This is a genomic window from Nocardioides sp. ChNu-153 (assembly GCF_030466625.1).
GTDB lineage: Bacteria > Actinomycetota > Actinomycetes > Propionibacteriales > Nocardioidaceae > Nocardioides.
This window is the reverse complement of record NZ_JADEVT010000003.1, coordinates 43606-55880: the sequence shown is the minus strand read 5'-3', so window position 1 is coordinate 55880 and position 12275 is coordinate 43606. Positions and strand designations below refer to the sequence as shown.

General features: G+C 75.6%; 11 protein-coding genes. 6 read left to right on the top strand and 5 right to left on the bottom strand.

The genetic code is table 11. The features are described 5' to 3' along the window. Positions 1–85: 85 nt before the first annotated feature. From INN71_RS06300 to INN71_RS06280, 5 genes are read left to right on the top strand one after another with little or no spacing between them, the layout of a single operon-like run. Positions 86–1144, top strand: coding sequence for an ABC transporter substrate-binding protein (locus tag INN71_RS06300; RefSeq protein WP_301799901.1), 1059 nt, complete (start codon positions 86–88; stop codon positions 1142–1144). 7 nt (positions 1145–1151) lie between these two features. Next, on the top strand, positions 1152–2216 hold the full coding sequence (locus INN71_RS06295; RefSeq protein ID WP_301799900.1) for an iron ABC transporter permease: 1065 nt from the start codon (positions 1152–1154) through the stop codon (positions 2214–2216). 5 nt (positions 2217–2221) lie between these two features. Further along, positions 2222–3283 carry an iron chelate uptake ABC transporter family permease subunit gene (locus tag INN71_RS06290; RefSeq protein WP_301799899.1) on the top strand — a complete coding sequence of 354 codons (1062 nt, stop codon included), beginning with the start codon at positions 2222–2224 and terminating at the stop codon, positions 3281–3283. Further along, complete coding sequence (locus INN71_RS06285; protein ID WP_301799898.1) at positions 3280–4203, top strand: ABC transporter ATP-binding protein; 924 nt, start codon at positions 3280–3282, stop codon at positions 4201–4203. Before INN71_RS06290 ends, INN71_RS06285 begins: the two co-directional genes overlap by 4 nt. Beyond that, the gene (locus INN71_RS06280; RefSeq protein WP_277499023.1) at positions 4200–5171 is read left to right on the top strand and encodes a siderophore-interacting protein; all 972 of its coding nucleotides are present in this window, start codon (positions 4200–4202) and stop codon (positions 5169–5171) included. Before INN71_RS06285 ends, INN71_RS06280 begins: the two co-directional genes overlap by 4 nt. A gap of 9 nt (positions 5172–5180) precedes the next feature. On the opposite strand, the gene INN71_RS06275 is transcribed toward INN71_RS06280, so the two are convergent. The 3 genes from INN71_RS06275 to INN71_RS06265 all read right to left on the bottom strand — a co-directional run bounded on the left by INN71_RS06275 (position 5181) and on the right by INN71_RS06265 (position 9571). After that, a complete protein-coding gene (locus tag INN71_RS06275) occupies positions 5181–7694 on the bottom strand; it encodes a CocE/NonD family hydrolase (protein WP_301799897.1) in 2514 nt (837 codons plus the stop codon). A gap of 331 nt (positions 7695–8025) precedes the next feature. Further along, positions 8026–8913 carry a DUF4097 family beta strand repeat-containing protein gene (locus INN71_RS06270; RefSeq protein ID WP_301799895.1) on the bottom strand — a complete coding sequence of 296 codons (888 nt, stop codon included), beginning with the start codon at positions 8911–8913 and terminating at the stop codon, positions 8026–8028. Between the two features lie 103 nt (positions 8914–9016). Continuing rightward, the gene (locus INN71_RS06265; RefSeq protein ID WP_301799894.1) at positions 9017–9571 is read right to left on the bottom strand and encodes a pilus assembly protein HicB; all 555 of its coding nucleotides are present in this window, start codon (positions 9569–9571) and stop codon (positions 9017–9019) included. A 114-nt stretch (positions 9572–9685) separates the two neighbouring features. Between INN71_RS06265 and INN71_RS06260 the strand changes: the two genes are divergently transcribed. Continuing rightward, positions 9686–10876 carry an MFS transporter gene (locus INN71_RS06260; protein WP_301799893.1) on the top strand — a complete coding sequence of 397 codons (1191 nt, stop codon included), beginning with the start codon at positions 9686–9688 and terminating at the stop codon, positions 10874–10876. A gap of 29 nt (positions 10877–10905) precedes the next feature. On the opposite strand, the gene INN71_RS06255 is transcribed toward INN71_RS06260, so the two are convergent. Both INN71_RS06255 and INN71_RS06250 read right to left on the bottom strand, forming a co-directional pair. Continuing rightward, complete coding sequence (locus tag INN71_RS06255; protein ID WP_301799892.1) at positions 10906–11619, bottom strand: hypothetical protein; 714 nt, start codon at positions 11617–11619, stop codon at positions 10906–10908. Next, positions 11606–12088: a SigE family RNA polymerase sigma factor gene (locus INN71_RS06250; protein ID WP_301799891.1), complete on the bottom strand. Its 483-nt coding sequence runs from the start codon at positions 12086–12088 to the stop codon at positions 11606–11608. Before INN71_RS06250 ends, INN71_RS06255 begins: the two co-directional genes overlap by 14 nt. Positions 12089–12275 lie beyond the last annotated feature (187 nt).

Here is a 12275-nt window from a genome sequence, read left to right as displayed (position 1 = left end):
CCGGGTCACGGGGAGTTGCCAAGGTTAGGCACACCTTAGTAGCGTCCGCCGGGTTGTCATCCCCCGTCACCCGAAGGGCACTCCGTTGTCTCTCCCCTCCCTGCGCCGCTCCACGGCCCTCGCGGCTGCGGCCGGCGTGGCCCTGCTCGGCCTCACCGCCTGCTCCACCGGTTCCTCCGACGCCGACTCCGCCGGCGAGTCGACGGCCAACACGACGGCGGAGGCCGACGCGTTCCCCGTCACGATCGCCACGAGCTTCGGTGACGTCACGATCGAGGACGAGCCCGAGAAGGTCGTCACCCTCGGCGTGGACGGCGAGAACGCCGTCGCCCTCGGTGTCGCCCCGATCGCGATCGAGAAGATGAGCTGGGGCGGCAACGCCGAGGGTCGCACCGACTGGTTCGACGAGGCGCTGGCCGAGATCGACGGCGCCGAGGAGCCGCAGCTGCTCGACGTCACCGACGGCATCCCGACCGCGGAGATCATCGCGCTGGAGCCCGACGTCGTCATCGGCACCAACTCGGGCCTGACGCAGGACGACTACGACACCCTCACCGACGCCGGGATCGACGTCGTCGGCTACCCGGGCACGCAGTGGGCGACCACGTGGCGTCAGTCGATCGAGATGGTCGGCCAAGCCCTCGGCCGCACGCAGCAGGCCGAGGAGGCCGCCGCCGACGTCGAGGAGGCCATGGCCACCGCCGTCGAGGAGAACCCGCAGGTCGAGGGCGCGTCCTTCCTGTGGACGTTCTTCTACCCGACGGACCTGTCGAAGGTCAGCATCTACACCGAGACCGACAACCGCCCCGGCATCCTCGCCGAGCTCGGCATGACGAACCCGGCGATCGTCGAGGAGGCCGGCACCGAGACGTTCTTCTTCGACGTCTCCTCGGAGCGCGCGGCCGAGCTCGAGGCCGACGTGATGATCGCCTACGGCAACTCCGCCGAGGAGGCCGAGCAGCTGCTGGCCACCCCGCTGGCCCAGCAGATCCCGCCGGTGGCGAACGAGAACTACGTGATCTCGCTCGAGCCCAACGACACCCTGGGTCTCTCCTTCCCGTCGGTGCTCGGCATCCCGGTCGCGCTCGACGCCTTCCTCCCGAAGGTCGCCCAGGCGATCGACGGCACCCCCCAGGTCAACTGAGCACCCCATGACCACGTCCTCGACCGTCTCGTCCGAGACGGAGGACTCCCCGGACCTGCCCGGCCGGACCGCCACAGCCGGCCGGGCACGGACTCCACGCTGGAGGACGACGACGAGTGCCGCGATCTGCGTCGCGGCCCTCGTCGTCGCCACCCTGGCGTCGCTGTGCATCGGCAACCGCGCCGTCGACCCGCGCGCGCTCCTCGACGCGGGCCACCCCGACCACGCGGTCATGGACGCCCGGCTCCTGCGCACGATGGTGGGCCTGCTGCTCGGGGCGGCCTACGGGCTCGCCGGGGCCGCCCTGCAGGGCCTGACCCGCAACCCCCTGGCCGACTCGGCCCTCCTCGGCATCAACGCCGGCGCCGCGTTCGCGATGGTCGCCGGCATCACCTACGTCGGCGCCGGCTCGCTCGGCGGCTACATCTGGTTCGGCTTCCTGGGCGCGGGCGCGGCCGCCCTCGGCGTGCACCTCGTGGCCAGCATCGGTCGCGGCGGCGCCACCCCGGCCAAGCTCGTCATCGCCGGCGCGGCGCTCACCGCCGCCCTCACCAGCTGGACGACCGGCATCCTGCTCACCAGCCGCGAGACGCTCGACCAGATCCGCGCCTGGCAGGTGGGCAGCGTCGCGGGCAAGCAGACGGACGCCTTCCTCACGGTCGCGCCCTTCCTGGTCGTCGGCATCGTCATCGCGCTCGCCAGCGCGCGCGTGCTCAACGCCCTCGCGCTCGGCGACGAGCTCGCCCGCGGCCTCGGCCGCAACCTGGCCCGCGACCGCGCCTTCGTCGGCGTCGCAGTCATGCTGCTCATCGGCGGATCGGTCGCCCTCGCCGGACCCATCGCCTTCCTCGGCCTGCTCGTGCCGCACCTCGTGCGCCGCCAGGTGGGCGGTGACTACGCCAAGGTGCTGCCCCTCAGCGCGGCCTGGGGCGCGCTGCTCCTCGTCGTCGCCGACACCGTCGGGCGCTTCGCGCTGCCGCCCGGCGAGGTGCAGGTCGGCGTCATGACCGCCGTCATCGGCGCGCCCGTCTTCATCCTGATGATCCGTCGCGGAAGGTTGGCCAGCCTGTGACCGCCGTGGACGAACGCCCCGTCGGGGCGCCGGCTGCCGTCGTACCGGACGTGGCCGCCGTGCGCCGGGCCCGGCGCGGCCCGCGCCGCCGCCACGCCCTCGTCGTGGCCGGCACCGGCGCGGCCGCCCTCACCGCGCTCGTGGTGAACCTGCTGCTCGGCGACTACACGTACACGTTCCCCGACGCCGCGCGGATCATCGCCGGCGTCGGCATCGACCGGCCCACGGCCGAGTTCCTCATGCTCGAGCAGAAGCTGCCGCGCGCCCTCGCGGCGCTGTGCGTCGGGCTGTGCTTCGGCGCGGGCGGCGCCGTCTTCCAGACCGTGCTGCGCAACCCGCTGGCCAGCCCCGACATCGTCGGCATCAGCACGGGCGCGAGCGCCGCGGCGGTCTTCGCGCTGCTCGCCCTCGGCCTGCGCAGCGACGTCGTGGCCCTCGCCGCCGCCGTCGGCGCGGTGCTCACCGCCCTCGCCGTGCGCTGGGTCGCGGGCGGGATCGGCAGCTACCGCCTCGTGCTCGTCGGCGTCGGCCTGTCCGCCGCCCTGCTCTCGGTGGTGCACTACCTCTTCACCCGCGCCGCCGTGTGGGACGCCCAGCTCGCGCTTCGTTGGCTGACCGGCAGCGTGGCCGGCTCGGGCTGGCCCGAGGTGCGGGTGCTCGTCGTCGTCCTGGTCGTGCTCCTGCCGGTGCTGTGGTGGTCGGCGCGCTCGCTGCGCATCACGGAGCTCGGCGCCGACGCGGCCACGGGCCTCGGCGTCACCTCCCGGCGCGCGGAGCTCCTCATGCTCGTCGCGGTGCTGCTCGTGGCCGCCGGCGTGGCAGGGGCCGGGCCCGTCTCGTTCCTCGCCTTCCTCTCGGGGCCCATCGCGCGCGGCCTGAACGCGGGCCGCACGAGCATCGTCGGCGCGGCGCTCGTCGGCGCCGCCCTGCTGCTCGCCGCGGACTTCACGGGGCAGTACCTCATCGGCACCGTCAACGTGCCGGCCGGCGTGCTCACCGGCGCCGTCGGCGCACCGTTCCTGCTCTGGCTCATGGCCCGGGGCGCATCCGGAAGGAGTCCGCGATGACCGCGGCAAGGACCCAGGCCGCGCCCACGCGCCTGTACGCCGACGGGGTCTCGCTCGGCTACGACGACCGCACGATCGTGCACGACCTCACGGTCGCGGTGCCCGACGGCCAGGTCACCGTGATCGTGGGCGGCAACGGCTGCGGCAAGTCGACCCTGCTGCGCGGCATGGCCCGCCTGCTGCGCCCCCGCGGCGGCGCCGTGCTGCTCGACGGGCAGGCCGTGCACTCGCTGCCCACCAAGCAGGTGGCGCGCACCCTCGGCCTGCTCCCGCAGAACCCCATCGCGCCGGAGGGCGTGACCGTCGTCGACCTCGTCGGCCGCGGCCGGCACCCCCACCAGGGAGCGCTGCGCCGCTGGGGGCACGAGGACGACCGCGCGGTCGCCGAGGCGCTCGCGCTCACCGACACCACCGAGCTCGCCGAGCGCGTCGTCGACGAGCTGTCGGGCGGGCAGCGCCAGCGCGTCTGGATCGCGATGGCGCTGGCGCAGGGCACGGACCTGCTGCTGCTGGACGAGCCCACGACGTACCTCGACGTCGCCCACCAGGTCGAGATGCTCGACCTGCTCGCCGACCTCAACGCGCGCTCCGGGACGACGATCGTCATGGTGCTCCACGACCTGAACCTGTCCGCCCGGTACGCCGACCACCTGGTCGCCATGAAGCAGGGCCGCATCGTGGCGGAGGGCGGCCCCCACGAGGTCGTCACGGAGGCCGTCGTGCGCGACGTCTTCGGCCTGGAGAGCCGCGTCATCCCCGACCCGGTCTCCCACACGCCCCTCGTCGTGCCGGTGGGCCGCCACCTCGGGCGCGCCGTCCACCCGCCGGCCCCGGCCGGCTACCCCGAGCACGAGCCCGAGCACGAGCCCGCCGTACCGGCCGGCGTCGGGTCCCACCCGCACAACGAGGAGTCGTCGTGAGCGAGCAGTCCCTGGTCCTGGCCGAGGTGGAGGTCCGCGCGGTACGGCGGGTCTCGCCGTCCTTCGTGCGGGTCGAGCTGGGGGCCGACGAGCTGGCCGACCTCGGCACCGACGGCCCGTGGCTGGACCAGCGGTTCAAGCTGATCTTCCCGTCGCCGGGCTGCCCGCTGCCGCCGATCCCGTCGGACGACACCTGGTACCAGGCGTGGCTCGCGCTGCCCGAGGACGAGCGCGGCTGCGTGCGGACCTACACGGTGCGCGACGTCGTCGGCGAGGGCACGGACACCCGCCTCGTCGTCGACATCGTGGTGCACGACCCGGGGGAGCACGGCGAGGCCACCGGGCCGGGCAACGACTGGGCGCGCTCGGCGACCGTGGGTGACCGCGTCATCGTGCTCGCCCCGCGCCGCGGCCACTTCTTCGGCGGCATCGAGTGGGCGCCCGGCGACGCCACCGACCTGATGATCGTCGGCGACGAGACCGCCCTGCCGGCCGTGTACGGCGTGCTGCGCGACCTGCCGGCCGACGCCCGCGGCGTGGCCTTCGTCGAGGTGCCGCACCGCGACGACGTGCTGGACGACGTCGTCGGACCGCCCGGCGTGGAGGTCGTGTGGCTGCCGCGCGACGGCGCCCCGCGCGGCGACGAGCTGCGCGTGCGGGTGCTCGAGCGCCTCGACCGCACGGCCGAGGACCACGCCCGCGTGCTCGCCGCGGCGGCGGACCTCGTCGTGGCCGACGAGGAGATCGACCCCAACCTGTGGGAGACCCCGGCGTACTCCTCCTCGGGCGAGGAGGTCAGCGGCGACGGCCCCGTGGAGGGGCCCTACGCCGGGCTCTACGCCTGGATCGCCGGCGAGTCCAAGGTCGTCACCGGCCTGCGCCGCGCCCTCGTGAAGGACCTCGGCATCGACCGCCACCAGGTCGCGTTCATGGGCTACTGGCGCGAGGGCGTCGCCATGAAGGCCTGACGCTCGCCGTCAGCGGGGGCGCACCGTCCAGGTGGTGCGCCCCACCGACGCCTGGCCCCGCGCGTCGCCGAAGTAGGTGACCTGCACGGCGTGCCCCCCGGTGCGCTGCTGGCCCGGCAGGCCGAGCGTGCCGTAGCCGTCGACCAGCGCGACGTCGCGCAGGCGCACCCCGTCGAGCAGCACGCGCACCCGGCCCGTCGCCGGCGAGCCGTCGGCCCGGGCCACGGCGAACCGCACGCGGTTCACGCCCCCGCGCAGCGTCGGGTTCGCGTCGAGGCGCACGTAGGTGCGCGTCGCCTGCTGGGCCGGCGGGCGCACGGTCCACGTCGCCGACCGCTCCGACGGGGCCGCGACCTCGCTCCCGGAGTACGTCGCGCGCACCACGTGGGTGCCCGCCGCCGTACCGGCCGGGAGGGGGACGTCGGCCCGGCCGCCGGCGAGCGGCACGTCGGCGACGGGACGGCCGTCGACCGTGACCCGCACCGACCCCTGGGGCGCGCCGAAGCCGGTGGTGCCCACGGCGACGCGGGCCGTCGTACCGGCGCCGGCCGGGGTGGAGGTCTCGGCGAGCCGGACGTACGTCGAGGTCGCGAACGGCTCGACCTCCGGCACGGTGAGCACCGAGGGGTGCTCGGCGGACGTGTGGATGGTCATCGGGACGAGCGTCGGGACGAGGTCGGGCAGCACCGGGAGCAGGTGGGGCACGTCGAAGGCCTGCACGGCCAGGCGCAGCCGGTGGCCGGCCGGCACCTGGGCGCCGGTCGGGAAGATCTCGACGTCGACGGGCACGACCTCGTCGGCGGCGGCCCGTTGCTTCGCCTCCGCGGTGAAGGGGTGGTGGGCCTGGATCAGCTCGCCGTCGAGGTAGCGGCTGCGGGTCTCGTCGAGCGCGCGGTGGCTGATCACCTGCCAGCCGCCGGTGATGCGGTGGACGGTGCCGTCGGGGGCGACCGAGGAGACCGCGACCGACAGCGTGCCGTCACCGGCGGGCGTCGAGGTGTGCAGCCGGGCGTTGAGCGGGCCCTGGAAGCGGAGCGGCTCGGTGAGCGGCTCGGTGTCCCACACGACGCCGGCGAGGTCGTTGGCGCGGTTGTCGCTGAAGCACGGCAGGTCGGCGAGGACCTGGCTCGGGAGCCCGGCGGTCCACTGGTCGGTCGAGCGGCTGCAGAGGCCGGCGACGGGCACGGGCGGCACGACGGCGGTGCCCGGGGCGGCGTCACCGGTGGTGAGCGTGCCGTTCGCGAGTCCGCCGGCGGTGGCCCCGCCCGAGAGCCGGAACGTGGTGGCGTCGAGGTTGTCGCCGATCCAGTCCTGCGCCTGGCGCCACGTGTCGGCGTTCTGCTCGTAGTAGGTGAGCGGCGCGATGTCGGTGTCGAGGCCGGGGTCCGGGATGCCGCGGACGTGGTGGTCGAACCACCGCAGCTGCAGCTCGTCGAGGGTGCCGTAGCCGGCGTCGGCGACGCCCTCGCCCGAGGATCCCTCGAGGTGGTTCCAGGGGCCGAAGATCATCTTGGTCGGCACCCCGCGGCTGCGCAGGTCCTCGAAGAGCAGCGGCGTGCCGCGCTGGAAGAGGTCGTGCTGGCCGCCGACGAGGAACGTCGGCACGTCCACCTGGTCGATGACCTCGATGGGGGAGCGCTCGCGGTAGAACGGGCCGTCGTACGCCGTCTCGCCCCCGAGCAGCGAGCCCAGCAGCAGCGGCGCCGAGAAGGTGGCGGCCGCCGTGAGGTGGGAGAAGACGGTGCCGAGCGCTGCGGCGGGGTCGGTGGCGCCGTAGGCGGGCGGGATGATCCCGGTGCCCGTCACGAGCCCCATCCACAGCGGGATGAAGCCGACGTCGAGCTGGCCGCCGGAGGCCACGACGTCGCGGTAGACGTCGGCCGCGGGCACCTGCGGGAAGAGCGCCTTCAGGCCGGCCGGCTTCCCGGCCGCCGCGAAGACCTGGTTGATGCCCATGTACGACGGGCCGCGCATCGCCGCCGAGCCGTTGCTCCAGGGGCGGTCGAGGGAGGTGGCCCAGGCGACGATCTCGGCGGCGTCCTGGTTCTCGCGGGCGCTGAACGCCCCCCACGTGCCGGCGGAGCCGCCCGTGCCGCGGGCGTCGACGGTGAGCTGGGCGTAGCCGCGCTTCACGAGGTAGTCCGCGCCCGACCCGGCGAGGTCGGAGGCACCCGAGGCCGACTTGTTGTACGCCGTGATGGTGACGACCACGGGGAACCGGCCGGGCACGGCGGTGCCGTCCGCATCGGCCGGGAGCACGAGGTCGCCGCGCAGCACGGTGCCGTCGGAGACCGGGATCTCGAGGTCGCGCTGCGTGACCGTGGCGGGGTGGTCCTCGCCGCGCGGCGTCCAGCCGCTGGGGAGGGTGGCGCTCGCGGCGGCGGGCGCGGCGGCGGGAGTGCCGGTGGTGGCGGCCGCCGCGGGGGTGGTGGTCGCCGCGGGCGCGACGGTGACGGTCAGCGCGACGGCGAGGCTGACGGCGTACGCCGCCCAGCGGTGCGGCGGGCGGGGGGCGCGGCTCATGGTCACTCCTGCGGCGGGGCACCGACGATCCCGGTCGTCGTCGGGTGTGACCTGGCTAACGACGGGGTGCGGCCGGGGTTACCGACGCGTAGGCCGCGGGCGTGGCGGCCCGTCGTCGTCGGGGCCGGTGCGGGGGCGCGAACGGCGCGACCGGGCGCCGCGGGCCTCCTCGAGCCGGAGGCGGGCGAGGGCGGAGAGCGTGTCGGGGTGGTGCATCGGGGGCTCCTCGGTGGGGGGGTGGGGGGCGGGTGACGCTGGTGGTCGGCTGGAGCAGCGGTTCGTGGTGGGAGCGCCGGACATTCCGTGGCGCTGCTACCACGAACGCGGGGGGTCAGACGTGGCGGAGCTCGACGGCGCCGCTGACGGTGCTGGCCCGCACCTCGACGTACGGCGTCCCCTCGGCCGGCGCGCCGAGGCTCGCGAGGCCGGAGACGATGCGGCCGGAGACGGTGGTGACGTCGGTCCACACGGGGGTGCCGTGGGGGACGGCGCAGCGGACGGCGCCCGAGGCGGTGCGGGCCGTGAGGGCGCCGGTGCCGAGCCGGTCGACGCGGACGTCCCCGCTGCCGCTGGTGAAGGTGACGTCGCCGTCCGCCCGCTCGACGTGGAGGCGACCGGACCCCGTCTTGACCTGGAGGCGACGTTCGCTCGCCGCGACGCGGACGTCGCCGGAACCGGTGCGCACGAGGGCGTCGCCGGCGACGTGCTCCACGGCGACGTCGCCGGACCCGGACTTGACGAGCAGCTCGCCGCCCGCGGAGCCGACGCGGACGTCGCCCGAGCCGACGCCGATCTCGAGCCGGCCGACCGCCGCGCCGACGGTGACGTCGCCCGAGCCCGCGCCGAGCAGCGCGTCGGACCCCGCCTGCTCCACCCGCAGTGCCCCCGACCCGGTCTCGGCCGAGACGACCGCGAACGTCCCGGTCACGGTCACGGGGGCCGAGCCGGAGCGCAGCGCGAGCCGGCTCCCGGTCGGGACGCGGATGCGGGCGTGCACCTCGCGGTGGTGACCGAGGAACCCGCTGGTGCGGGGGGCGAGGACGGCCAGGCGCCCGTCGCGCTCCTCGACGGTGGTCTCCTCGGCGCCGGAGCCGGTGAGCTCGACCCGCACCTCCGGGTCGTCGGCGGCGGTGACGGTGAGGCTGCCGGCGCCGAGCTCGACGTACAGGTCGACGGGTGCGGGGGCCTCGATGGTGTGGACGGCGGGCGTCGTGCTCATGGCTGCTCCAGGGTGTGCGGGACCGCCGGGCCGGCGGCGCCGGACCGTGCGGGGCGGGATGGGTGGGGTGGGGCGGGGTCGAGGCGGGGTCGGGCGGGGCGGGTCAGGTCCAGCCGGTCATGCGGCGACCGCGGCGCTGGAAGGGGTCGGCGGGCGAGCCGAGCGGGAGGCTGGTGAGGTCGATGGCCACGTCGCCGGCGTCGCGGGTGGCGGCGGCCCGCACGGCAGCGACCAGCCAGGTGTTCAGCGACTGGCCGGCGTCGGCCGCGCGGGCCTCCGCCTGCTGCTTGAGGGCGTCGGGGAGGCGCAGGCTGACCCGTGCGACCGCGCCGTCGGCGTCGGGCTCGCCGTCCGGCGTCGGCGGTGCGGGGGGTGTGGGCGGGGCGGGCGGCGCCGGCGGCGCGAGCGGCTCGGGTGCCCCGGGGTCGACGACGAACTCCACGTCGCGGCCGGCGAGGCGCACCTCGACGCTGCCGCGCGGCAGCTCGGCCGAGATCTGGGAGGCGGCGTCGGAGAGCGCCTCCATGAGCACGAGTCGCGCGGCCGGGTCGATCGCCATCGCCAGCCGCTCGGCGGCGGCGCGGATGTCGTCGCTGCCGGCCTCGGCGGCGGTGACGAGGTCGCGACGCAGGCCCGCGACGTACGGCGTGATGTCCATGACGCAACGATGACATCATCATGACGTCATGACAAGAGTTGTTGATGTCACGTGGCGTCACCCCTCCGCGGGGCCGGTGGCGGGCGCGGTCGCGCGCGCTGGGATGCTGGAGCGGTGCCCGGCCCCGACGATCTCCACCGACCGGGCACCGAGGGCTACCGCCGCCTCAACCTGGCGATGCTGGGCGCGGGCCTCGCCGCCTTCGGCCTGCTCTACGCGACCCAGCCGGTGCTGCCCGAGATCGCCGAGGAGTTCGGCGCCACCGCCGCCCACACCAGCCTCACCGTCTCGGCGAGCACGGGGGTGCTCGCGGTCGCGGTCGTGCCGGTCACGGCGCTCGCGTCGCGGTGGGGACGGGTCCGCACCATGCGGGTCGGCCTGCTCCTCGCCGCGGTGCTCGGGCTGGCGTGCGCCGCCGCCCCGACGCTCGGCGTGCTCGTCGCGCTGCGGGGGCTGCTGGGGCTCGTGCTTGCGGGCGTCGTCGCCGTCGCGATGGGCCACGTGGGTGCGGAGGTGCACCCGAGCGGGCTGGGTGCGGCCATGGGCCTGTACGTCGCGGGCAACTCCCTCGGCGGCGTCGGCGGGCGGCTCATCACGGCGGGGGCGGCCGACGTCGGGTCGTGGCGCCTCGCGCTCGCCCTGCTGGCGCTCGCCGCGCTGGTGGCGACCGCGGTGTTCTGGCGCCTGCTGCCGGCGGCGTCGGCCGACGGGCGGGGGAGCGGCGTCTCGCCGCGCGCGTTCCGGGCGCTGCTGCGCGACCCGGCGGTGCTGGCCCTCGTCGCCGTCCCGTTCCTGCTGATGGGCGGCTTCGTCGCGGTCTACAACTTCCTCACGTTCCGTCTCGTCGCGCCGCCGTTCTCGCTGCCGGTGGCGCTGGTGGGGCTCGTGTTCCTGGCCTACCTCGCCGGCACCACCTCCTCCGCCCTCGCCGGCCGCGCCGCCGACCGGGTGGGTCGCCCGGTGGTGCTCGTGGGCGCCGTCGTCGTGATGCTGGCCGGTCTGCTGCTGACCCTGCCGGGCTCGCTGCCGGCCGTCGTGGTAGGCCTCGTCGTGCTCACCGCGGGCTTCTTCGCCGCGCACGCCGTGGCCAGCGGCTGGGCCCCCGTCGTCGGCGGAGCCCACGGCACCCAGGCCAGCGCCCTCTACGTCTGCGGCTACTACGCCGGCTCCAGCATCTTCGGCGCCTGGGTCGGCACCGCCTGGACGAGCCACGGCTGGCCCGGCGTCGTCACCTGGGTCGCGGGCCTCGTCGCGCTCGCGCTCGCCTGCGGGCTCTACGTCGCGCACCGCACCCGCCGCGGCTGAGGCGGCGTACCCGACCGCGCGAAGGGGGGTCAGAGCTCGCCCAGGATGACGTTCACCGCCACCAGACGGTCACCGACGAACGCCAGCTCGGCCGCCCAGGCCGCCATGCAGACCGGCGGGTCGGTGGGCAGCACGGTGACGATCGAGCCCCCGACGTCGTCCAGCACGGGGATGGGCTTCGGCAGGCAGTGGCTCGTTGTCGCGGACCCGGGTCGCACCACGACCGGTTCGCGCGCGAGGCGGTCGAGCACCGACAGCGGACCGCTCACCCCGCCCGACGAGACCACGTCGGCGATCGTCCAGGCGTCCCGGTCCTCGAGCCGCGGGGCCCCGACCCTGCCCTGCAGCAGGCCGTCGACGTACAGGTCGACCGGACCGGGTCCGAGGTCGAAAGCACGTTCACCACGCGCGAACTCGAGGAACCCCGTTGCCCGTGCCTGGTCCCCGGCGTAGGGATCGGGTGGGTTCGTCGACGTGACGCCGGGGGCCGCGTCGCTCGCCGTCGCAGCAGGTGGGCCGGAGGGCCCTGGCCCGCGGTCCGCCCCGCGTGTCCACGCGAAGGAACCGGCGAGGACCGCCGCGAGCACTGCAGCAGCGGTCGCGAGGGCGAGGGCGCTTGCCGGCGTACGGCGGGGCCGTGCGGTCCGCGCGGTCCGCGCCGGGCGCTGCGGGGGCACGTCGATGGTCGCGGCGGCGAGGGACAGGAGCCTGCGGGCCTCGTGCTCGGCGTCAGGTCGCGGCATCGGTGCTCCTCAGTCGGGGGTGGGTGGCGAGCCGGGCCAACGCCCGGGAGGCACGGCTCTTCACCGTGCCGGGCCGCACGCCGAGGACGGCCGCTATCTCGCGCTCGGTGAGGTCGGCGTAGTAGCGGAGGACCAGCACCTCCCGCAGCTCCACGGGCAGCTCACCGAGCACCGCACGCACCGCCAGGCCCGTGGCGGTGTCGATGTCCACATCCGGCCGGTCGGGCAGGTGCTCGGTGGGGACCTCGCCGTGCCACCGCCGTGCCCGGAGGTCCCGGAAGGTGTTGACGAGGACGCGGTAGACGTAGGCGTCGGGGTTCTCCGCCGCCTCGACGCGGCGCCGGGATCGCAGGCAGCGGGCCAGCGTGGTCTGCACCAGGTCCTCGGCGTCATCGGCGGGACAGCCCAGCAGCACCGCGGAGCGCACCAGCGCACCGCGCCGCGCCGCGACGTAGGCCTCGAGCTCCATCCTCACCTCCTCTCCCGCGTACGACCGGCGAGCCCCCCGCCGCGGTTCCCGCCGCCGTACCCGTCGCCCCGCGCACCTGTAACGCGGTGTCCGGGCCACTGGACACGCGGTCGGCCCCTGACCCAGTAGCGCCGGCGCCGCAGCAGACACCAGCACCGCAGCGGACGTCGGTACGGCGGGAGAGCGG